Below are 23,270 nucleotides of genomic sequence, written 5' to 3' on the forward strand. Positions count from 1 at the left end.
CCGGTATCGATTGGCAATGCTATTCAATGAAAAAGACAAAGCTGTATGTGGCGGCCCAAAACAGAAGAGCCGCCCCGCACGCGGCAGGACGGCCCTTCTGCAAATCGTCCCGGCAATCAGCCCTGGCGGGTGCCGGTCATCGCCATCGAACCGAAGGCGCCCGCCTTGATCGTGCCGGTCAGCGCGTCGCCGTCGATCGTCGCTTCGCATTCGAGCGTCATCGGCATCGGCACCTTCATGTTCATCGTCCAGGTCAGCTTGTTGCCATCGACCTTGCCGTTCTCAACATCGAGCGAACCCATCGCACCGGCATTCTGCCCGGTGAAGCTGTCGCCGTCGCTGGTCACGGTGAACACCGACTTCTGGTCGCCCATCGGCGACTTGGTCACGCAATCGTAGCTGCCGTCAACTTGGGCCATCCTATCTCTCCTACTGAAACAAATGTTAATTAGCTGGAGGCACCGTTTCCACCGCCAGACCCAATCCGTCAAGCTGCGGTTTGACCACGGCGGCATCGCCGACGACGACATAGACGAGATCGTCGGTGCTGAGCGCCTTGCGCGCCGCGACGTCGATCTCGGCCGCAGTCATCGCTTCATAGGTTGCGGGCAATGTCTCGTAATAATCGTCGGCGCGCCCGTATTTGACGATCGCCCTCAGGCCGCCGAGCACGTCGCCCGAGGTTTCGAAGCTGCCGGGCAGTTCGCGAACGCTGCCGTTGATCGTGCGCTCGAGTTCCTCCTTCGTCACGCCGTTGTCGCCGAGGAAGCTTTTGAGGTCCTTTTGCAGCTCGCGGATCGAATCGCCGGTGCGGTCGGCCTGGACCGGCGCCGCCGCCACCCAGTTCACGCGGTCCTGCTCGCCCGAGATGCGGCTGCGCACGCCGTAGGACCAGCCCTTGGTCTCGCGCAAATTGGTGTTGAAGCGCGACAGGAAGTTGCCGCCGAAGATATCGTTCGCCGATTGCAGCACCTCGAGCTTGTCGCCGCCCTTGGCGTCGAGCACCTTGCCCGCGAGGATCACCGACTGCGGCGACTTGGGGCGGTCGAACAGCAGGATACGCGGTTTCGGCGCCGGGATCGCGATGTCGAAATGTTTGACCGGCTTCGCCGTTGCCGGCGCCTTCCATGCCCCGAAGCTCGCGTCGAGCTGCTTCTTCACCTCGGCGAGCGTCGTGTCGCCGACGACGAAGATCCGCGCCGTATCGGGACGGACCCATGTCGAATGAAAGGCCGCAAGCTGGTCGCGGGTCGCAGCCGCCACCGACTTGGCATCGCCGAGCCCCGACGGCGGGATGCCATAGGGATGATCCGCACCGTACAGCACCGGCATGAGCACCCGCGAAGCGATCGCGTTCGGATTGTTCATCTCGGCCTTCAGCCGGTTGAGCTGTTGCGCGCGGACGCGCTCCAGTTCCTTCGCGTCGAACGCCGGGTTGCGGATATAATCGGCGAGCAGGCTCAGCGAGGCGCCGAGGTTGGGCTTGAGCGCGAACAAGCTGAACACCGTCTCGTCGGCGTTCGCCGATCCGTCGATCTGCGCGCCGAGGCGCTCCTTCGCTTCGGCGAAAGCGATCGAATCGAGACTGGTCGTGCCCTCGTCCATCAAGCTCAGCATCAGCGACTGGGTGCCGAGAGCATTATGCGGATCAGCGGCATAGCCGGCGTCGAAGCTCACCGCGACGTTGACCGTCGGTACCGTCGCGCGTCGCGCGAACACGACTTCGATCCCGTTTTTGAGCTTCGTCCGTTCGATCGCCGGGAAATCGAGCGCCTTCAGCTCGGCGACCGCAGGCAATTGCGACCGGTCGGCGATCGACGTCGCATCGCCGATCCCGGTGTCGGGGCCGACATCGCCAAGCGCGGCGTTCCAGTAGCGGTCGGGCTCGACGGCGGCGGCGATCTTGCCCGCCGTCACCGCGCCACCACGCGCTTCGCCGCCCTCGGTACGCTCGCCCGGCGTATAGGTCAGCGAAAAGGCCGGACGCGACAGCCATTTGTTCGCAACCGCCTTCACCTGTTCGGGCGTCGCCTTCGCCATCCGGTCGAGCTCGACCTTGTAATAGGCGGGATCGTTCGAATAGAGCGCGCCCTCGGCCAGCGTCACCGCCTTGCCGCCGAACCCGCCGACCGCTTCGAGCCCCGAAATCGTGCCGCCGAGATAGCTGGCGGCAGTGCGCTGCAGTTCGTCGGCGGTCGGGCCGCTCGCCAGATAGGCGGCGATTTCCTCGTCGAGCCGTTTCGCAACATGCGCGGGGTCGACCCCGTCCTTGACGTCGGCCTGGACGATCAGGATGCCGGCATCCTCGAACGACTGGGCATAAGCGGCGACCGCAACCGCGACCGGATCCTTGCGGACGAGCGCGTTGTCGAGCCGCGACGACGACAGGCCGCCGAGCACGCCCATCGCCATCTGCAACGGCACCGCCTCGGGATCGTTGAGTCCGGGGATCGCCCACATGCGGTAGAGGCGCGTCGTCGGGATAAGGTCCTTGACCTCCTTGGCGAGCGGCGCGGGCAGGCTGGGGACCGACGTCTTCGGCGCCTGCACCGCCGGCCCGCGCGGAATATCGCCGAACCATTCGGCCACCTTCTTTTTCGCGGTCGCAAGATCGACGTCGCCGGCGAGCACGAGCACCGCATTGTTCGGGCCGTAATTGTCGGTGAACCATTTCTTCACATCGGCGAGGCTCGCCGCGTCGAGGTCGGCCATCGAGCCGATCGTGCTGTGATGATAGGGGTGGCCGGTCGGAAAGAGATTCTCGAAAATCTCGTAGCGCAGCAGGCCATAGGGATTGTTGTCGCCCTGGCGCTTTTCGTTCTGGACGACGCCGCGCTGATTATCGAGCTTTTCCTGCGTCACCGCGCCGAGCAGATGCCCCATGCGGTCGCTTTCGAGGAACAGCGCGCGGTCGAGCGCACCGGTCGGCACCGTCTCGAAATAGTTGGTGCGGTCAACATTGGTCGTCCCGTTGCTGTCGGTCGCGCCGACCTGTTGCAGCGGCTCGAAGAAATCGCCGGGCGCATTTTCCGACCCGTTGAACATCAAATGCTCGAACAGGTGCGCAAAGCCCGTCTTGCCCTTCGGCTCGTGCTTCGACCCGACGCGGTACCACACCGACACCGCGACGACGGGCGCCTTCCTGTCCTCGTGCACGATGACCCGGAGGCCGTTGTCGAGCGTGAAGCTCTGATAGGGGATATCGACCGCCTTCACGAGGTCGGCGATCGGCGCCGGCGCGGCGGCCTTCGATTTGGCGAGCGCGGGCCCCGCGGCGACGAGCGAGGTCGAAAGCGCAAGGGCGATAGCGAGGCGGGGAAAACGGGACATGGACATCCTCTTGAAGACGCGAGGCAGGGGATTGCCAGCGCGCGGCGTTGCGCCGGAAAGGTACTGTATCAGCGGTTTAGGACAGCGGAATGCGCCTTTCAAGGCCGATAGAAGCGCGCACCGCTGGCCTTCAGCGCCGCCGGGTCGAACAGCACCGGCTTCAGCTTGTGCGCCACGAACAACGGCGCCTGATCGTTGTAATGCGAACTGTCCGGCCGCGTCGTTGCGGCGCCGAAGGGCTGGATCGATTCGGAGCGGACGCGCCCCGCCCTGTCCCAAGTCACGAACATGATGAAGCTGTCGCCGTGGCGCACCTTCAGCCGCCCGTCGGGCTCTTCGTCCCACAAGGTCGAGGCGCGGACGGTGTCGTTACCGCCGTCGAGCGGCAGGTCGACGCGGTGCGGTCCCTCGCCATGGCGCAGCCGCAGCACCGTACCGAGCTTGGGGTCGAGACCCGCGAAATGATCCTGCAAATGCGCGACGACCTCCTTCAATGTCGTCAGCGGATCGGGCTCGGCACGGCGCTGATAATGGCTGCCGTTCGCGGGGCGGAGCAGCATCAGCGCGAGCGCATCGCCGTGGCCCTTGCCGTCGAGGTTCCAGTCCCATTTGCCGAGCAGCCGCTGCGCCTCGACGAGCGCCGGATCGCCCTTGACGTCGAGCGCGAGGATGCGGTCGATCCACGCCTTGGCATAGCCGGTCTTCGCATAGCTGGTGTCATATTTGATCGCCTTCAGCCGCGCCTCGTCGATCTGCCCCGATGCCTCGAACAGGTCGATCAGCCGCGCGGCGCGATTGGTCATGTCGTCCTCGATGCCGAGCAAAGGCGAAAAGGCGGCGGCGTCGAGTTCGTCGCCCGGCCCGGCCGCGACCCACGGCGTGTTGTTGGCGTTCATCACATAGCCCGAACGCGGATTGACCAGCGCGGGGACGCGGTCGAACGGCAGCGTCTTCGTCCAGATGTCCGCCGAGGTGTCGCCGGGCAGGACGCCGCGCCAGTTGTATCCCGCCGGCCGGTCGGGGAACATCGCATTATAGAACATGCCGATATTGCCCGCGGCGTCGGCATAGATGAAATTGGTCGCGGGCACGCCCTGCCCCGCCATCGCAGCGCGCCACTCGGCGAAATTCTTCGCCTTGTTCAGCCGGTAATATTGGGTGACCATATTCGCCTGGTCCTGCCCCGCGTAGCGGATCGCGAACGCCCCTTTGGCATTTTTGATCACCGGTCCGTGAACCGAACGCCAGATGGTGCGCGGCACCGGCAGGACGAACGGCCCGAACTTCACCTTCAACCAGATGCGCCTTTCCTCGAGCGGCAGCCATTTGCCGTCGAAGCGGTAATTCTTGCCCTCGCCATCGAGAACAAGCTGGTAGACGTCGATCAGGTCGGGCCGGTTCACCGTATTCGTCCAGCCGAGATATTTATTGTGGCCGAGGAAGGGATAGGGCGAGCCGGGGAAATTCGCGCCGGCGAAATCCCAGCCCTCTTCCGAATGGACGACGAGTTCGTACCAGGCGACTCCACCGGTCCATGGCTGGTGCGAATTCGAGACCAGCCGCGTCGCGCCGTCGGTCGACCGCGCGGGCGCAACCGCCATACCGTTCGATCCGTTATCGGCGGGATCGGTGCCGACCGGCGTCAGCTCGCGCGGCACCAGCTTGCCTGTCGCGTCGAGCTCCGGGCCGCCCTCGCGACCGATCGGCGTATCGCCGACGAGCGATCCGAGCACCGAATCGAGCCCGAAGAAGAAGGGCGAACGCAGCACGAAACCCGCAACCACATCCTCGCCGGTCACCGGGAACAGCCCCGACAGCCGTACCTCGCCCGGATGCTTGTCGGCATAATGGTTGAGCCCCGCCGCATAGGCGGTGAAGAGCTTTTTCACATCCTCCGGCAGCCGCGGCCAGTCGCGCGCCGTCGTTGCCCGGATATCCAGCAGCGCCGCGGCATAATCGACCTTGGCGCCATCCTCGCCGAGCATCGCGCCCGCGCGGCCCCGCGTCATCGCGAGCACTTCCTGCAAGGTCGAAAAATCATCCTCGGCATGCGCATAAGCGACGCCGTATGCGACATCGGCATCGGTCTTGCCGAAGATATGAGGGACGCCGAACTTGTCGCGCGCGATCCGGACATCGGCGGGCTTGTAGGTCGGTGCCGGCGGCGCGCTGGCGGTCAGCGGCTCCCAGAAAGCGAGCGATGCCGCCCCGACGACAAGCAGCAACAGCAAAGCCAGCAAAGCCCGTCGCAGCATGGTCCATTCTCCCGTCGGGGCATGTTTCAAAATCGCGCCTGTGTGGCGACCCTGTCGTCGGATGGCAAGCGGCTGTCGTTCGTCGAGTGCGGTTTGCGCGGCGGGCCGGTCCCGCTATGCAGGCAGCATCATTTGAAAAACAGGGAATTATCGTCCAATGCGCACCAAGAGCCTGCTCCTCGCCGCCTGCCTGTCTTTTGCCCCGGCATCCGCCGCGCTGGCCCAGACCGTCACCGGTTCGGGCGTCGTTCCGGCGACCGCCGCGAACAGCACCGGCCGCGCGATCGGCTTCGCCGCCGAAGCCCCGGCGGGGGGTGCGCTGGTCGTCGTGATGACCGACGCGGTGCTGCCGCCGCTGGACGGGGCACCGCTGACCGGCGCCGAGCGGCAGGCCGTCACTGCCGCGATCGCCGCCGCCGATTACAAGGGCGAAGCCGGATCGACCCTGTCGCTGCGCGGCATCGGGGCGCATTCGCGCGTCCTGCTCGTCGGCGCCGGCGCTGCGCCCTCGTCGCTCGCGCTCGCCGAGGCGGGGGGCAAGGCAGCACAGGAACTGGCGAACGAAGCGCAGCCGGTGACGGTCGCGGGCGCCTATGGCGACGCAGCGGCGGCCGACGTCGCTTATGGCTTCGCGCTCGGCCAATATCGCTTCGACCGCTATAAGACCGTCGACCGGAAGGCGGTGCCGACGGGCGCGGTGACGCTGCTCGGCGCCAATCCCGCTGCCGCCAAAGCCGCTTTCGACGGACGCTGGCAGCCGCTCGCCGACGGGGTGCGCCTGTCGCGCGACCTCGCCAACGAACCCGCGAACATCATCTATCCCGAAAGTTTCGTCGCGCGCGTCCGCGATGCCTTTGCCGGTGTCGGCGGCGTCAGCATCGAAGTGCTCGACGAAGCGGCGATGCGCAAGCTCGGCATGGGCACGCTCGTCGGCGTCGGTCAGGGCAGCCCGCGCGGGTCGCGGCTGCTGCTCGTCCGCTATCGCGGCGGCGGCGCGCCCGACGCGCCGCTGGCCTTCGTCGGCAAGGGGATCACCTTCGATTCGGGCGGCATTTCGCTGAAACCCGGCGCTGGCATGTGGGACATGAAGGGCGACATGTCGGGCGCCGCCTCGGCGGTCGGCGCGGTGCTGTCGCTCGCCAAATCGCGCGCGCCCGTCCATGTCGTCGGTGTCGCGGCGCTGGCCGAGAATATGCCCGACGGCAACGCCCAGCGCCCCGGCGACATCACCCGCACCATGTCGGGCAAGACGATCGAGATGCTCAACAGCGACGCCGAAGGCCGCCTCGTCCTCGCCGATGCGAACGAATATGTCGCCAGCGCTTACAAGCCGCGGGCGATCGTCAACATCGCGACGCTGACCGGCGCGATCGTCGGCGCGCTCGACGATCAATATGCGGGCCTGTTCGCGCGCGACGAGAAGCTCGCCGCCGCGCTGCTCGCGGCCGGGACGGCGAGCGGCGAGGAATTGTGGCGCATGCCGCTCCACAAAAATTATGCCGAGAAGATCAAGTCCGACATCGCCGACATCCGCAACATCGCCCCGAGCCAGGGGCCGGGCGCGAGCATCGGGGCGCATGTCATCGGCTATTTCGTCGACGAAGCGACGCCGTGGGCGCATCTCGACATCGCCGGCGTCAACCAGGCCGACAAGGCGACCCCGTTGGTGCCGAAGGGCATGTCGGGCTTTGGCGTCAGGCTGCTCGACGAGCTGGCACGGTCAGGTTCGTAACCCGCCTTTTCCGTTCGCATCGAGCGAAGTCGAGATGCTCATCGGTGACGCGCGCCTTCTGGGTGTCTCGACTTCGCTCGACACGGACGGGAACTAGCAGGACACCCCTTGTGTTGCACAATAGCAACACTATCTTGCTTGGCGAGAAAGGGGCTTATCCAGAATGAACCTCGAAAAATTTACCGATCGCGCCAAGGGCTTTTTGCAGGCGGCGCAGACGATCGCGATCCGCATGAACCACCAGCGGATTTCGCCCGAGCATATCGCGAAAGCGCTGCTCGAAGACAATGAAGGCATGGCGGCTGGCCTGATCGCGAAGAGCGGCGGCGACGCGGCGCGCGCGGTCGCGGGCATCGACGCGTTGCTCGCCAAGGTGCCCGCGGTGTCGGGATCGGGCGCGCAGCAAACGCCGGGGCTCGACAATGACGCGGTGCGCCTGCTCGACCAGGCCGAACAGGTCGCGAGCAAGGCGGGCGACGGTTATGTGACCGTCGAGCGGCTGCTGCTCGCGATGGTGCTCGCGGCGAATAGCCCGGTGGGCAAGGCGTTCGCGGACGCGGGCGTCAGGGCCGATGCGCTCAACAAGGCGATCAACGATCTGCGCGGCGGGCGCACGGCCGACACCGCCTCGGCCGAAGACCGTTATGAGGCGCTCAAGAAATTCGCGCGCGATCTCACCGAAGTCGCGCGCGAGGGCAAGCTCGACCCCGTCATCGGCCGCGACGAGGAAATCCGCCGCACGATCCAGATTCTCGCGCGCCGGACCAAGAATAACCCAGTGCTGATCGGCGAAGCCGGGGTCGGCAAGACCGCGATCGCCGAAGGGCTCGCGCTGCGCATCGTCAACGGAGACGTGCCCGACAGTTTGAAGGATCGCCGCCTGCTGTCGCTCGATATGGGCGCGCTGATCGCGGGCGCCAAATATCGCGGCGAGTTCGAGGAACGGCTGAAGGGCGTGCTCGACGATGTGAAGGCCGCCGAGGGCGAGATAATCCTGTTCATCGACGAGATGCACACGCTGGTCGGCGCGGGCAAGGGCGAGGGCGCGATGGACGCCTCGAACCTGCTGAAACCAGCATTGGCACGCGGCGAGTTGCACTGCATCGGCGCGACGACGCTCGACGAATATCGCAAGCATGTCGAAAAGGACCCCGCGCTCCAGCGGCGTTTCCAGCCGGTGTTCGTCGGCGAACCGACGGTCGAGGATTCGATCTCGATCCTGCGCGGCATCAAGGAGAAATATGAGCTGCACCACGGCGTGCGGATCACCGACGGCGCGATCGTCGCCGCCGCGACCTTGTCGAACCGCTATATCTCCGACCGCTTCCTGCCCGACAAGGCAATCGACCTGATGGACGAGGCGGCAAGCCGTATTCGCATGGAAGTCGAATCGAAGCCCGAGGAGATCGAAGGCCTCGACCGCCGCATCATCCAAATGAAGATCGAGGAAGCGGCGCTCAGCAAGGAAAGCGACGCTGCGTCGAAAGACCGACTCGCGACCTTGCAGTCCGAACTCGCCAATCTCGAGCAGCAGTCGGCGGAGCTCACCCAGAAATGGCATGCCGAGAAGGACAAGATCCACGCCGAGGCCAAGATCAAGGAAGAGCTTGACGCGGCGCGTTCGGCGCTCGACCAGGCGCAGCGCGCGGGCGACCTCGCGAAGGCAGGCGAACTCAGCTACGGCACCATCCCCGGCCTCGAAAAACAGCTCGAGGCGGCGCAGACCGCGGCGGGCAATGCAATGCTGCGTGAGGAAGTCACCGCCGACGATATCGCCGCGGTGGTCAGCAAGTGGACCGGCATCCCCGTCGACCGGATGATGGAGGGCGAGCGCGAGAAACTGCTGAGCATGGAGGACACGCTGACCCAGCGCGTCATCGGCCAGGACGAAGCCGTGCGCGCCGTGTCGACCGCGGTCCGCCGCGCCCGCGCGGGCCTTCAGGATCCGAACCGCCCGCTCGGCTCCTTCCTGTTCCTCGGCCCCACGGGCGTCGGCAAGACCGAACTCACCAAGGCGCTCGCGCGTTTCCTGTTCGACGACGACAATGCGATGGTCCGCATCGACATGTCCGAATTCATGGAGAAGCACAGCGTCGCGCGGCTCGTCGGGGCGCCGCCGGGCTATGTCGGCTATGAGGAAGGCGGTACGCTCACCGAAGCGGTGCGCCGCCGCCCCTATCAGGTCGTGCTGTTCGACGAGGTCGAAAAGGCGCATCAGGACGTGTTCAACATCCTGCTGCAGGTGCTCGACGACGGGCGGCTGACCGACGGGCAGGGCCGCACGGTCGACTTCACCAACACGCTGATCATCCTGACCTCGAACCTTGGCAGTCAGGCGATCGCGGCGCTGCCCGACGACGCGCCGGTCGAACAGGCCGAGCCTGCGGTGATGGAAGTCGTGCGGGCGCATTTCCGGCCCGAGTTCCTGAACCGGCTCGACGAGATCGTACTCTTCAACCGCCTCGCGCAGCAGCATATGGGCGGCATCGTCGATATCCAGGTCGCACGCGTCCAGAAGCTGCTGACCGATCGCAAGGTGACGCTCGACCTCACCGACGCGGCGCGCGCGTGGCTCGGCCGCGTCGGTTACGATCCCGTCTACGGTGCCCGGCCATTGAAGCGGGCAGTGCAGAAATATCTGCAGGACCCGCTCGCCGACCTGATCCTGAAGGGCGAGGTCCGGGACGGCTCGACGATCAAAGTCGACGAAGGCGACGGGGCGCTGATCCTGACACCGGCCGGCTGAGCCGCGCCTCAAGGCAAAAGAAAGGGGCCGGAGAAAATCCCTCCGGCCCCTTTTTTGTCTCGTTCTGCCGGATCAGAACACCTTGGCCTTGATCCCGACGTAGAACGACCGGCCGACCGCGCTGATCGGATAGCCGACCGCGCCGTCGTCGGGCTTGCGGTCGAAGAGGTTGTTCACGCCGCCGTAGAACTGGAACCTGTCGGCGACGTCATACGCCATATACAGTTCATGCTCCCACTTCTGGCGGTACCAGATATATTGCGAGGGCGCATAATCGGGGTTCGCCGCCTGCTCCTCGCGGGTCACGCGGCGGGTCTTGTCCCACCAGTCGATGCCATAGTTGAGCGTGAACGGCCCCTTGTGCCAGGTCAGGTCGAAGCTGGCGCTGAACTTGGGCGCCGGATAGGCCGCGCTGTCGCGCTCGTTTTCGGGATCCGCACCGAGCGACGGCACGAAGCTCAGCTTGTCGAGATAATTGCCGACGAGCCGCAGGTCGAGACTGCCTGCCTTGTCGCCAAGGTCGATCCGGTAGCGGATGTTCGCATCGAGGCCCGCGGTGCGGAACGAAGCGACATTCTGGGGAATGACCTTGTAATTGTTGACGAAGCCGGTCGTGCCGCTGCGGCTGATCAGCGCGCAATAGTCGTTGTCGAGCGACGGCTGATCGTAGCAGAGGTCGACGATATCCTGCGCGGTAGAGTATTGGATCGCCTTGGTCAGCTTGATGTCGTACCAGTCGAAGCTCATCGTCAGGCCGGGCAGGAAGCTCGGGTTGAGCACCACGCCGGCCGTCCAGGTCTTCGCCTTTTCGGCGCTGAGGTCGGGGTTGCCGCCCTGCTGGCCCAGCAAGCTGCTGTTCCCCGGCGAAGCGCCGTTGTTCGCGGGATCGAACAGCGGGTCGCCGTCGCCGTCGACGGCATCGATGTCGATACCGAGCGCGCCGAGCGCCGCGCGGCAATTGGCCTCGCGCGGTGCCTTGCCTTCGGCGATCCGGTCGGGACCGCACGGATCGTCGATAAACTCGAACGACCCGTTCAGCGGCGAGAACAATTCGGTGATGTTCGGCGCGCGCACCGATTTCGAATAGGTGCCGCGGAAGGCGATGTCGCGCACTGGCGCATAGGTGCCGTTGACGTTCCAGGTCGTCGTCGTGCCGACCGTCGAATAGTCGGAGACGCGGATCGCGCCGCCGACCGACAAATCCTTCGCAAAGGCCATGTCGGCGAGGATCGGCAGGCGGATTTCGCCATAGACCTCCTTGACGTCGAAGCTGCCGCGTTCGACCTGGGCCGCGCTATTGTCGATCAGGTCGCCGCCTTGGCTATATTCGGACGGCCGCGAATAGCTCGTTTCCTTGCGATATTCGGCGCCGAGAGCAAAGCCGACCGGGCCGCCCGGCAGCTCGAAAAAGGCGCCTGTGTCGCCCGACAGTGCGAAGCTGGCGACATATTGGCGCAGGCGCGAATAGTCCGAATGGTCGGCGAGGACGAAGGCGAGCGCCTCCTTCGACGGCGAACCGTTGCCGAGGATGTTGAGCGGCACGCACTCGCCCGGCCGGAACGTCTTCGGCGGGCCGTTGAACACGACCGGATTACCGAAGCTCGACCCGAAGATGTCGGTTTCGCCGGGCAGGTTGATGCGGCAGGTGATGTTGCCGTCGGCGTCGTACACCGAATCGAGCGCCGCATAATAGCGGTCGGCGATCCGGTCGCCATAGTTGGTCGACCGCTGCGTCGCCTGACCAAACACGAACGACGCGTCATAGTTGAGGTGCGGCGTCAGCTCGCCCGTCGCGCTGATCACGCCGCGCCACAGTTCGCGGTCGAGTTCGTAACGGCGCTGGCCGAAATCGAAATTGTCGCGGCTGAACAGCGCGCCCTCCGACGCCAGATCTTCGCCGAAACGCTCGATCAGGAACGCGTTGTCGGGTGCGAGCTCGGTATAAAGGTCATAGGTCGGCTGCGATTCGGTCCACGCCTTCGACTTCACATATTTGACCTCGGCGTGCAGCTTGAACGCCGGATCGAACTCGTAACTCGCCATCGCGTTGGCGATGTGGCGCCGCGTATAGGGCGTGTAGTCGCCATAATAGGTCTCGCGCGGCGTGCTGTCGCCGCCGATGGTGAAGGCGGTGCCGGGAACATAGCTGCCGAGGTCATAGGGTTTGCCCTCGCCGGTGAATTCGGGAACGCCGTCGCCGGTGAAATCGATCGCACCGCCCATCGAACTGTCGGCCCAGCGCAGGCCGGTCAGCAGGATGCGGTCGGGCACGTTCGGATCGTCATCGGCCGAATTGGGATCGCCATCGTTCGGATTGCGCACGAGCGCATAGGACGGGCCGGTGCGTCCGTAGTTCAGGCGCTGCTTCTGGCTGAACCGGTCGGTTTCGTTGAATTCGTAGGCAACCGTGACATTGCCGCGGCCGTCGGCGAAATTCTTGCCCGCGGTCGCCGCAATATAGCGCTCGCCGGCGTCGCCGCGCTGCGAAATGCTGTTCTGGGCGCGCAGGCTCAGGCCCTCGAAATCCTTCTTGAGGATGAAGTTCACGACGCCCGAAACGCCGTCGGCGCCATAGATCGCCGACACCCCGCCGGTGAGCACATCGACGCGCTCGACGAGATCGGTCGGGATCGTGTTGATATCGACCGCGGCCGTCCCGGGATAGCCCGCGACATGGCGCTTGCCGTCGACGAGGACGAGCGTCCGGCTGGTGCCGAGGTTGCGCAGGTTGAGCAGATTGACGCCGACCGATTGCGCATTCAGCAGGTTCGAACCGCCGGTGTTGATGTTGCGCTGCGAACCGAGCAGGGCGGGGTTGTCCGACAGGAATTCGGTCAGGTTGGTCTGGCCCGACTGCTGGATCGTCGTCGAATCGACGGTGACCACCGGATTGGGATTGCTGAAATCGGGGCGCGCGATCCGCGTCCCGGTGACGACGATGGCATCGCCTTCTTCGGCGGCTGTTTCATCGGCGGGCGCATCCTGCGCGATCGCCGGAACCGCAATGAGCGCAATGCCCATAGCCAGCGGGGCCGCGCCAAGGCGAAGGCGCCGCGCATCGATCAGTTTTTTCACGTTTGAAGTTCCTTGCTCGTGGATCATAGCGGCATGCGCCGTGGGGGTGTTGGTACGCCACGAGCACACCCCCATGCAGTGGTGCTTGGCAACCACCGCCTCAGGAGTAAAGAAAATCTCCAATCATTTCGGTCATTTCTGGCGCCACTGTGGCCATGATGCAACAAGCGGGCACGATGCCGGGCCCGACCGTCTCAGCCTGTCCCGGACGCGGCACGGTTCGCCGGTGAAGCGTCAGGCGCCAACCGCCTCGCCGATCCACGCGGGGTCCGCCTGATCGGCATCATAATATTCGAAGATCAGGTGGATGCGCGAGTCGGCACCGCGATTGACCACCGCATGCATGTCCATATTGTTCACCTCGGCCGCCTCGCCCTCGGCGATATGGTGCGTCTCGCCGCCGAGGCGGAACAGCACCTGGTGGTTGGTCTGGATCGGCACATGGATCTTGTGCGGCCATTTGGCGGCCGGGTTGGCATCGCGGTGCGGCTGGATGATACCGCCGGCGGGCATGCGCGCGAGCATGACGCGCGGGAAGACCCCGTTGGCATAGCCATAATCGGCGGTCGCCGCGCGCAGCACCGGCATGATCAACGGCTCCCAGGCCTCCCAGATCGGCCGCGCGAAGGAGGCGCGCCAATCGCGCACGTCCGATACGAAGCGGAAGACGATGTGCGCGGTCGCGTCGAGCGCCTCGAAACGGTTCGGCTTGTCGGCATTTTCCGCCTGCCATATGTCTTCGGGAATCGCGAGCACCGCGGCCTTCAGCGCCGCGATGTCGACTGCGCCGAGCCGGCGGATGCTTTTGGTCTTGCGAGGGTTCGGATACATGGCGCGCGCCTCAATCTTGCCGGTCAATATTCATAACCGAAGAGGTCGAGGTCGCGGGCATAGATTTTCGCGACGCCGTCTATCAGTTCCTGATTATAATAGTCGCGATAGGCGCCGCGCTGCGAACGGTTGGCATGATCGAGCGGCGTCGACGCGATGCCGATGCGCGCGCAGATCGCATCATAGGATTGCTGCATCTCCTCCACCTTGCCCAGCATATCGGCGAGCAGCGTTCCGTCGCGGTCGGTCAGGAACAGATGTTGCGGGCGAAAGATGATGTGCTGATGCGGCGGCGCGACAAACAGGAAATGGCGCATCACGCGTTGCGGGTCGCGCGCGAACGTCCCCTCGCGACTGGTCGCAAAGGCGCAATAGGAGACGAAGCGGTCGAACGGGTTGCGGACGAAAGCGAATTTCAGATAGTCCGAGAAGGTCTCCTCGCCGAGGAAAGGGCGCACTTCGGCAAGGCTGATATGCCCGTGGCCGAGCCGCGCGAGTTCGGGGATCGGGAACTTCTTTTCGACGAACAGGCGGGCCTGCTCGATATCGTCGGGTCCCATATGCTCGCGCAGGCCGTGCCGCACCGAATGCGTTCCGGTTTTCGGAATCGCGGCGAAAATGAAGCGGTGCTTGTACGAAACGATCATCGGTCAGGCAGCAGCAGCGACCGGCGATGCCGCGTCGGGCGCGGCGACCATGAACACCAGTTCGGCCAGCGCGCGGTCGAAGGGAACATTGTTCGGGAGCAGCATACGCTGCGCCTCGAGCCGCTGGAGGTCGCGCTGGACGTCGCCGATCAGCCGGCGATAGGCCGGAAGCCCCGCCGCTGCGGTACCATATTGCGCCCATAGCGCACCCCAAGCGTTGGCAAACTGCTCGAGCCGCGCCGCGATCACGCCGCGCGCGTCGGTATCGGCGCATTGCGCGAGCAGAAAATCGATATGGCAGCGCACTTCCCACACCGACATCACCGCGGGCAGGTTGACCTGTTCATAGGCAAGCGGCACCGGCGCGACCGATCCCGGCGCGATCCGCTGGACCGGCTGCGCATCGCGGCCCATATTTTTGGCTTCGGCAATCAGCCCCCACAGTTTTTCGCCGCCGACGGTATCGAGCACCAGATGGACGCGCTTCTGGTCGCCGTCGTTGCGGACATTGTGCAGGCAGAAGCTGTCGAACAGCCAGCATTCGCCCGGCGCCATATGGACGGTCTCGCGATCGCAGCTGAAGGCAACGCCGGGGTTGGTGATCACCGGGATGTGGATGCGGATATGGGTGCGCCAGTAATAGCCGACGTCGACATGTTCGGGCACGACCGCCCCCGGCGCCAGCCCCATCAGCCGGCTACGCCCCCACACCGCACCCAGATCGGCAAGGATTTCGGTGATATAGGGACATTGGCGCAGCGCTTCGGTCGGCGCCATCGGGCCGCTGAACCCGTTCGACACCTGTCCCGCCGGCGTGATCAGCGGCACCGCATCGTTGCCGGGCAGGCGGCCGGGGTGCGGCAACCAGGCAGCCGCGGGCAAGGCCGCAACCTCGGCGGCCAGCGTTTCAGCACAATATTGCCGCGCCAGCTTGACCAGCGGCATCCCCAGCTTCATCGGGTCACTCGCGCCGGATCTCGATCTGCGGGCGATCGATCAGTTCGCGCGCATTGCGCTTCTGCTCCTCCTCAATTGCTTCCCATTGTCCCGCAGTCTTGCAGATCTGGCTATAAAAACGCGTACCCGTCCGCTGGGTGCGCTTGCAGACCATCTTGTCCTTAGCATCGACAGCCGCCTTGTCGGTCGAAGGGCTGGCGAACGCGGGGGTTATGGGAAGCAGCAAGGAAGCAGAGGCGAGGCTCAACAGATGAATTCCGCGCATGACAGTCCAACTCCAAAGCAATATCGCTATGCAAGGAATATATTCGCTTGCCCCCGTCACTGTCAATTCGACCCCGCCAGCGACCGGGCGGGAAAACCCTTGGGAACCAAAGGATCATGGCCTTGGATTTTCGGCTTTCGGACCGGATCGACCACGATGCGCTGCGGCGGCAGTTCCTGCGCAACGGGCGCGTGGAGATCGAGGGCTTGCTGGCGGAGGGGCAGGCCGAAACCCTGCGGCATTACCTGCTCGCGCGCACCGACTGGAAGCTTGTCATGAACGCGGGCGACAAGGTCTATGAGATGACGCGCGAAGCCTATGCGGCGATGGACCCCGCCCAGCACGTCCAACTCGACCGGCATATCGTGAACGCAGGCCGCGAGGGTTTCCAGTATCGGTACGAGGCTATTCGCGTTCCCGATGCCGGCCGTACCCTCGATCCCTCTGACCTGCTGACCGGGTTCGTCGCCTTCCTCTCCTCGCCCGCCGTGCTGGCTATGCTCGGCGCCATTCTGGGCTGCAAGGATGCGGCCTTTGCCGACGGTCAGGCGACGAGTTATGGCGCGGGACATTTCCTGACCCGCCACGACGACGATGTGGCGGGCAAGCACCGCCGCGCCGCCTATGTCTATTCGTTGGCGCCGGCATGGCGCGCCGAATGGGGCGGCCTGCTGATGTTCCACGGCGACGACGGCAAAATCGAGGAAGCCTTTGCCCCCCGCATGGACGCGCTACGGCTCTTCTCGGTGCCGCAACAGCATAGCGTCAGCTATGTCACCCCGTTCGCGCCCGAACCACGCCTGTCGATCACCGGCTGGCTGCGCGCGCGCGACGGCTAGTCGAGGCTGTAACCGTAACGCTCGACCCACGGCGCGAGAATCGGTAGGATTTCGCGCATCTGGGGTTCGTAGCGCTTCCAGCGCCCGCTCGCCGACGAATAGATCGGTTCGGTAACCTGCGCATAGCTGGGGGTGCGGATGAAGCCGCGCTCGACCGCCGTTTTCTGGTGATCGAGGACGCCCTCCTCCCAGTCGAGCCCGAGGAAATCGAAAAGCGGCCGCGTCGCCGCCGCAACGTCGGCGATCATCGCTTCATAGCGCAGCATATGCACGTTGATCGGGAACAGGGCCCGGCAGTTTTCCCAATAATGGAAAATGCTGTCGTAGGTGCGGCTGGCGTTGGCGAGATCGAGAAAGCTCGCCATCGCCTCGGTCGGCTTGAAATTCTGGATATAGCAGCTGAGCACGACGTCGCAAGGATGCCGCATCGCGAGAATGAACTTCGCGTCGGGAAACAGGCGATGGATGAGCGGGACGCGGATCATCGACAGCGGATTCTTGTCGATGACGAGCGCGCCGGCCGGGGGCGGCGCGCGCTTGTCGAGTTCGGCGAAATAGCGGCCCCGCAGGTCGGCGACGGCGGCCGCGTCGAGCGTGCGGATGTGGTCGAGGTCGCCCAGCGATTGCGCCAGTTCCTCGATAATCGGCAGCTCTTCGAGCACATGGGTGCCGCTGTGTCCCATCAGGATCGTGTCGAGCAAGGTGGTGCCCGAACGCGGGAAACCCACCAGAAAAGCGGGCGAAGCGCGGTCGGCAGCGGGCGGCACCTCGGCCCATCCCGCGAACCAGGCTTGCGTCGTCTGGCGATCGGCCGCAGCAATGGCGCGCTGATAGGCGCTGCGATCGACGCCGACCCCCATCGGGCTTTGCGCCTGGGCCCGGTTCATTTCCTCATAGAAATAGAGCGCGTCCTCCGCCCGGCCGAGCCGGTCGGCGAGCTGCCCCGCGAATTGCATCCGGATCGTCGAATTGACGCTCGACCCATGCAGGTCGCGGATCAGCGCGAGCGCGGTGTCGCGGTCGCCGTCGCGCGACAGCATCAGCGCGCGGAGATAATCGATATCGTCGCCGGTTACCCCCGCCGCGGTGGCATCGGCCAGTACGGCACGTAGCTCGTCGAGCCGGTTGGCCTTTTCGAGCAGGATGCCCAGGTTGAGATAGGCGGGGGCGAAGTGCGGATCGGCCTTGATCGCAAAGCGCAGCGCCCGCTCGGCCTGGTCGTTGTTCGACAGGTCGAGAAAGGCGATGGCGATCGCCAGGAAGATTCTGGGATTCGACGGATCGAGACGCGCCGCCGCGCCAAGCGCGCGCAGCGCCGGTTCGGCATGATCGATACTGGTAAGCGCCCGCCCCAGTTCGATCAGCGGTGCCGCCTCCTGCGGCGCCAGCAGCGCCGCTTTTTCGAGCATCCGGCACGCATCTTCATAGCGGTCCATCGAAATCAGGACGCGGCCGATATTGGTGTGGACAAGCGAGGATTTCGGATCGATCTGCCGCGCTTCCTGAAAGGCTTGCAACGCGCCTTCCAGATCGCCGGCCTCGTGCCGTGCATTGCCGAGATTGTTCCAGGCGGCGAAATTCTTCGGATCGTCCGAAACCAGCTTTTCATAGGCCCAGCCGGCTTCGGTCGCGCGCCCCTGCGCTTTCAGTATCTGCGCCTGCATAACCTTCAATTCGGCCGATCCTGCGACATCGCCTTCGGCGCACACACGCGCCGCCTCGTCCGCCTCGCCCAGATCGAGCAGGGCACGCGCGAGGTTGATCCGGGTATCGCTGGTGTCGGCGCCATTGGCGAGCGCCCGGCGGAGATAATCCACCCCCTGCCGCAACGCACCGGTTTGGCACGAAACGACGCCAAGCAGCTGGAGCACGGTGGGATTGGTCGGCTGGACGCTGAGCGCCGCTTCGCCCTGGGCCTTCGCGGTCGCAAGGTCGCCCTTGGCATAGGCCGCATAAGCGGCGCGTAATCTGTCGGTCACGGTCATCGACGCTGTCTATAAAAAAAGAGGGCGGGACACCAGTCCCGCCCTCCTCATTCGTTGGTTGCCGAAGCTTAGAACTTCAGGCGTGCCGACACGTAAGCGCGGCGACCGATGACGTCGTACAGCGACGGATCGGTGCCCGACTGCACGTTCGGTGCATAGGTCGGCGGCTGCTTGTCGAACGCGTTGTTGACGCCGATGCGGAAGGTCATCGCATCGACTTCGGCCTGAAGCGCGAAGTCGAAGTAGAAGACGCTGCCCGGACCGGTGAACTCTTCGCCGACATACTGGACCGCAGCGCGGTTCTTCATCGAGTCGGTGAAGCGGACGCGGGTGTCGAAGCTCAGCTCACGCGTGATGTTGAGCTTGGTGTTGAGCGTCGCCCTCCAGCGCGGGAAGCTCGTTCCCAGGCCAGCGCCGAAGTAGGATGCGGTGCCCGCATAATCCGTCTTCAGCCCACCCAGACCGACATTCTTGAAGTCGATCAGGTAGTTGACCATCAGGTTCAGGTTGAGCGCGCTGTCTTCGTTGATGAACGGCGTCGGCAGACGATAGCCCAGCTGAACGTCGACACCCGAGGTCTTGACCGACCCGGCGTTGACGAACTGGAAGTAACCGCTGGCGTCGCCGCCGAGTTCTGCCGGCAGGTAGATACCCGTCATGCTGTTGTTCGAACGACCGATCGCGTCGCAGAACGGGCTGTCCGGATCGAGCTCAGGGTTGATGTCGTTGTAACCATAGCAGGATGCGATGATTTCATTGACATCGGGGTTGAGGATCGTGTCCTTGATCTTGATGTTGTAATAATCGATCGACCCCGTGAAGCCGCCGGCCTGGAACACCGCACCGACGGTGAAGGTGTCCGATTTTTCCGGCTTCAGGTTCGGGTTGCCAGTCGTCGTAATGAACGCTTGGGCACCGGGAGTCGCAACGAACGTATCGGCCGTGCCTGCACCCACTCCGGTCGCGATGCAGAGCGCGCGGGCATCGGCGCCGCCATTCTGGCGGAAGTTGCTGTTCGCCGAGCAGGGGTCGAAGATCTGCGGGAAGCTGCCGCCGCCCGAGAAGAGTTCGCCGAAGTTCGGCGCGCGGACCGAGTGCTGGTAGCTCGCACGCAGGCGAACCTGATCGATCGGGCTCCAGGTGATCGTGCCACCATAGGTCCAGTCGTTCGACGGCGATCCATCGACGCCGTTCTGGATGTCGTTGAAGTCGCTCTTCGAATGACGCGCGGTCAGCGACAGTTCCAGCGTATCCATGATCGGCGCACGAAGTTCGCCGAAGAAGTCGAGGAACTCGTTGGTACCGAGGTCGGGCGTGCTGGTGTTGAAGCCGGCGATCGGACCGAAGAGAGCGCCCGGGTCGAACGCATATTTGAACTTGCGCTGTTCGACACCGAACACGACGCCCAGCGGGCCGCCCGGCAGATCGGCGAGCTCACCCGAGACATAAGCCTGGGCAACCTTCTGCGTGAACTTGGTCTGCGTCACGCCCGTTTCCGAAACGAAATCGACGCAATCCTGCGAGAAGGGCTGGATACCGAACGGGTTGAAGCCGCCGTCGCAGAGGCTGACGCCGCCGTCGGCGGCTTCGAGCAGCTGTTGCACCTTCTGGACGTTGACGTTGCCCGTCGCGCGCTGGTCGATCGTGGTTTCGCCCCAGCTGTAATAGGCTTCATAGCGCCAGCCGGGAGCGAACTCGCCGCGCAGGCCGACGAGGCCCTGGATGACTTCGTTCTCGAGCTGCTGTTCGCGCAGACCGGTACCGAGGAAACGATAACCGATACGCACGCCTTCATCGGCGCCAGTGCCCGCAAGGTTGGGGTCATTGCCCGTGCGCGAGTTGAGCAACAGACGCAGATCGTCCGAGATGAACGGGTTGGAAACCGGCACCACGAAGCCCGTGATGCGTCCCGGCTGGCCGTCGTTCGGACCGCCATCCTGGATCAGGTTCACCAGCGGCGAACGCGCGTTCAGGACCGATGCCGTGCTGTTGGTGTTGACGATGCCGGTGCTGACCGGGGTCGGCGCAAGCGCCGTCGCCGAGTTATAGTTGGTGTAGCCACCCTGCACGAACACTTCGAACGCCGGATTGATCTCGTACTTCGCGGTCAGGAACGCCGATTTGCGCTCCAGCGGCAGGACGAGGATGTTCACGATGTCGAAGTTGTAGCTGTAGAAGTCAGGGTAGAAGTTGAGGTTCGGGTTCGCCGGCGAGGCAAGGTCGTAGCGGAAGTTCGACACCTCGACCGGGCTGTTGAACGTCCCGACGCCGAACAGCGAACCGTCCGAGTTGAACGCGAGCTGGTTGACGCGCGGAAGCTGGCTGGCGGCAACGCCATAGCTCGTGAACAGGGCATCGACAGCAGCCTGGTCATACGGGTTCAGGGCGCTGTTGGTCAGCGAACCGGTGGGGAACGAGCTCGTCGTCGAGGTCGCCTGCGACGCGAACGGACGCTGCGCCTTGATCAGGCCCTGGCGCTTCGAATATTCGGCCGAGAAGGCGATGTTGCCGCGACCGTCGGCGAAGTTGCCGCCGATGATGCCGCTGATCTGATATTCGCGCGCGTCGGTCTTCGGAACCGAATTCGAATAGGTCGCACGAAGATCGATGCCTTCGAAATTGTCCTTGAGGATCAGGTTGACGACACCCGCGACCGCGTCGGCGCCGTAAGCCGCGCCGGCGCCGCCGGTCACGATTTCGATGCGCTCGATCAGGCCCTGCGGGATCGTGTTAAGATCGACCGTCTGGTCCGATGCCGACACCATCGGGCGGCGGCCGTTGATCAGGACGAGGTTGCGGTTCGAGCCGAGACCGCGCAGGTTGATGTTCGACTGACCGCCGTTGCCGGGGTTGTTCGACGTGGTGGTGCCGGCCGGATTGACCTGCGGCAGCGTGTTGAGGAAGGTGTCGAGCGTGACGTCGGCGTTTTCGACCGTCGCTTCGCCGGTGACAACCGCAACCGGGCTGTTCGATTCGAGGTTCGGACGCGCGATGCGCGAACCGGTGACGACGATCGTCGCTTCGCCTTCGTCGGCGGGCGCGTCCTGCGCCTGGACGGGAGCCGAAACCATCGCGACGCCCAAGACGAGGGGCGCGGCGCTCAGTTTCAGCATGGAAAGTTGGGTTTTCTTCACAGTGCAGTCCCTTGCTACTGGTGGCTAAGATACCCGGGCCCCAGCGCGAAGGCACAAACCCCCGAGCAGACACCCCGATAGCGTGCGGGATGGAGGGTCATTCATCTTGAGTAAAGGAAATTCCCGGCGCGTTCGGCGGTTTCGGAAGTGATTGTGACGTATTTGCAACAACCCGGAGAAACGACGAAACACAATGCGGTAGCCGCACCTGTTTCGCGACATTTTGTTTCATCGGTTACGAAATCGCTTCGGGCTCCGCGGCAGCTCAGTTGCCCATGGGGCCCGCGAGTTTTCCGGGATCAAGCCGCGCGTCGCGCCATTTGAGGCCCCAGTGCATGTGCGGCCCGGTGGCGCGTCCCGTCCGGCCGACCGTCCCCAGCCGCTGCCCCTGGACCACCCTGTCGCCGACCTTCACGTCGAGCCGCTGGCAATGGAGGAAGGCGCTGTTGAGACCCATGCCATGGTCGACGATGAGCAGGTTGCCCTCGAGCGTGAACGGTGCCGCCGCCGCGAGCACGACGACCCCGTCGGCGGGCGCCACGAAGGGGGTTCCCGCCGGCACCGCGACGTCGGTGCCGCCGTGATAGCTGCCGGGCTTGCCCTGATAGACGCGCTGCGACCCGAAGAAGCCTGACAGGCGCCCGGTCACCGGCCAGCGGAATTGCTGCCGCCAGCCGTTCGATTCGTGATCGGTCCGCCGCGCCTCGGCGATCTGCGCGAGTTCGGCGGGACGGCGGCGCTCGAACTCGGCGTCGCTCGCCGCGCTGCCACGATAGGGCGCGTTGATATGCTCGATCCGCCAGCTCCCCGCCGCGACCGCGAGAGAGCGCTCGACGGCGCGTCCGTCGGCGAGCGTGGCAACGAGGTGCTGGCCGGTTTCGGCATCGCGGTCGAAGGCGATGAGGAAGCTGCCGTCGGCGGCGACCGGCACCGCCTTGCCGTCCAGCATCAGCGTGCGCGTACCGCCCGGCACCTGCCCGATCAGGACGCCGCCCTGTTCGGGCATGCCGCGAAAGGTGAAATCGCTACGCACCGGCGCGCTCGGTCGCGGCACCGGTGCCGGTGTCGGCGCCGGGCTTGCGACGGGCGGCGGCATCGGGGCGGGCGTGCCGGCGGGCGGGACGCAGCTCGCCGTGAGGATCAATAGCGGCAGCGCGGCCGCGGTGCGGAACCGGTCCTTCGTGCCCCTCATGCGCCGCGCGTATCGTCCAGCGCGGCCTGTACCGAGATCGCCGCCGTAGCATAGGGTTCTTGCCGCGCGACCGACCAGTAGCGCAGCTCGTCGAGCCCGATCGCCACCCCGGTCACCGCGCACAGGACATGGTCGCCCGGCGACAGGACACGAAAGCCGTTGGGTCCGTAGTGGAGGTTGGCGAGGCGGTTGCGGCTGGCGATCAACATGGTTTTTGGTCCATTCGGTGTCGGGTCTTTGCCCGACTATAGCCATATCTGGCAGCGCAGCCACCCCCTCCCC

15 protein-coding genes are annotated in these 23,270 nt (G+C 64.9%); 3 read left to right on the forward strand and 12 right to left on the reverse strand.

Annotated elements, in window-relative coordinates; translation table 11 throughout:
* Positions 1 to 116: 116 nt before the first annotated feature.
* The 3 genes from AN936_RS18735 to AN936_RS18745 all read right to left on the reverse strand — a co-directional run bounded on the left by AN936_RS18735 (position 117) and on the right by AN936_RS18745 (position 5,585).
* A complete protein-coding gene (locus AN936_RS18735) occupies positions 117 to 419 on the reverse strand; it encodes a hypothetical protein (protein WP_054589405.1) in 303 nt (100 codons plus the stop codon).
* A gap of 25 nt (positions 420 to 444) precedes the next feature.
* Positions 445 to 3,330: a M16 family metallopeptidase gene (locus tag AN936_RS18740; protein ID WP_054589406.1), complete on the reverse strand. Its 2,886-nt coding sequence runs from the start codon at positions 3,328 to 3,330 to the stop codon at positions 445 to 447.
* A 98-nt stretch (positions 3,331 to 3,428) separates the two neighbouring features.
* The gene (locus tag AN936_RS18745; protein WP_173585675.1) at positions 3,429 to 5,585 is read right to left on the reverse strand and encodes an acylase; all 2,157 of its coding nucleotides are present in this window, start codon (positions 5,583 to 5,585) and stop codon (positions 3,429 to 3,431) included.
* Positions 5,586 to 5,742: 157 nt separating this feature from the next.
* On the opposite strand from AN936_RS18745, the gene AN936_RS18750 reads away from it, so the two are divergent.
* Both AN936_RS18750 and clpB read left to right on the forward strand, forming a co-directional pair.
* Positions 5,743 to 7,317, forward strand: a complete 1,575-nt coding sequence (locus AN936_RS18750; protein ID WP_054589407.1) for a leucyl aminopeptidase — start codon at positions 5,743 to 5,745, stop codon at positions 7,315 to 7,317.
* A 163-nt stretch (positions 7,318 to 7,480) separates the two neighbouring features.
* Entirely contained in the window at positions 7,481 to 10,063 is a 2,583-nt protein-coding gene (clpB, locus tag AN936_RS18755; RefSeq protein ID WP_054589408.1) for an ATP-dependent chaperone ClpB, read from the forward strand.
* A gap of 72 nt (positions 10,064 to 10,135) precedes the next feature.
* Here the strand turns inward: clpB and AN936_RS18760 are convergent, their stop codons facing one another.
* The 5 genes from AN936_RS18760 to AN936_RS18780 form a co-directional block, all read right to left on the reverse strand.
* A complete protein-coding gene (locus AN936_RS18760; RefSeq protein ID WP_234715636.1) occupies positions 10,136 to 13,138 on the reverse strand; it encodes a TonB-dependent receptor plug domain-containing protein in 3,003 nt (1,000 codons plus the stop codon).
* A 234-nt stretch (positions 13,139 to 13,372) separates the two neighbouring features.
* Complete coding sequence (locus AN936_RS18765) at positions 13,373 to 13,969, reverse strand: aspartyl/asparaginyl beta-hydroxylase domain-containing protein (protein ID WP_054589410.1); 597 nt, start codon at positions 13,967 to 13,969, stop codon at positions 13,373 to 13,375.
* Between the two features lie 23 nt (positions 13,970 to 13,992).
* Positions 13,993 to 14,616 (reverse strand): sulfotransferase family 2 domain-containing protein, encoded by a 624-nt coding sequence (locus AN936_RS18770; RefSeq protein WP_054589411.1) that lies wholly within the window; start codon positions 14,614 to 14,616, stop codon positions 13,993 to 13,995.
* A 3-nt stretch (positions 14,617 to 14,619) separates the two neighbouring features.
* Positions 14,620 to 15,573 carry an aspartyl/asparaginyl beta-hydroxylase domain-containing protein gene (locus tag AN936_RS18775; protein WP_054589412.1) on the reverse strand — a complete coding sequence of 318 codons (954 nt, stop codon included), beginning with the start codon at positions 15,571 to 15,573 and terminating at the stop codon, positions 14,620 to 14,622.
* Positions 15,574 to 15,577: 4 nt separating this feature from the next.
* A complete protein-coding gene (locus AN936_RS18780) occupies positions 15,578 to 15,898 on the reverse strand; it encodes a hypothetical protein (RefSeq protein WP_149037724.1) in 321 nt (106 codons plus the stop codon).
* 62 nt (positions 15,899 to 15,960) lie between these two features.
* On the opposite strand from AN936_RS18780, the gene AN936_RS18785 reads away from it, so the two are divergent.
* Positions 15,961 to 16,677 carry a 2OG-Fe(II) oxygenase gene (locus AN936_RS18785; protein ID WP_234715637.1) on the forward strand — a complete coding sequence of 239 codons (717 nt, stop codon included), beginning with the start codon at positions 15,961 to 15,963 and terminating at the stop codon, positions 16,675 to 16,677.
* Here the strand turns inward: AN936_RS18785 and AN936_RS18790 are convergent.
* The 4 genes from AN936_RS18790 to AN936_RS18805 form a co-directional block, all read right to left on the reverse strand.
* Positions 16,674 to 18,662 (reverse strand): tetratricopeptide repeat-containing sulfotransferase family protein, encoded by a 1,989-nt coding sequence (locus AN936_RS18790; RefSeq protein WP_054589415.1) that lies wholly within the window; start codon positions 18,660 to 18,662, stop codon positions 16,674 to 16,676. The two genes, AN936_RS18785 and AN936_RS18790, sit on opposite strands and share 4 nt — an antisense overlap.
* Before the next feature lie 68 nt (positions 18,663 to 18,730).
* Positions 18,731 to 21,796 (reverse strand): TonB-dependent receptor domain-containing protein, encoded by a 3,066-nt coding sequence (locus AN936_RS18795; protein ID WP_234715638.1) that lies wholly within the window; start codon positions 21,794 to 21,796, stop codon positions 18,731 to 18,733.
* 265 nt (positions 21,797 to 22,061) lie between these two features.
* Positions 22,062 to 22,988, reverse strand: a complete 927-nt coding sequence (locus AN936_RS18800; RefSeq protein ID WP_054589417.1) for a peptidoglycan DD-metalloendopeptidase family protein — start codon at positions 22,986 to 22,988, stop codon at positions 22,062 to 22,064.
* Complete coding sequence (locus AN936_RS18805; protein ID WP_054589418.1) at positions 22,985 to 23,197, reverse strand: DUF2093 domain-containing protein; 213 nt, start codon at positions 23,195 to 23,197, stop codon at positions 22,985 to 22,987. The genes AN936_RS18800 and AN936_RS18805 overlap by 4 nt, the downstream gene beginning before the upstream one ends.
* Positions 23,198 to 23,270: the final 73 nt, after the last annotated feature.

Source organism: Sphingopyxis macrogoltabida, from assembly GCF_001307295.1.
Taxonomy (GTDB): Bacteria; Pseudomonadota; Alphaproteobacteria; order Sphingomonadales; family Sphingomonadaceae; genus Sphingopyxis; species Sphingopyxis macrogoltabida_B.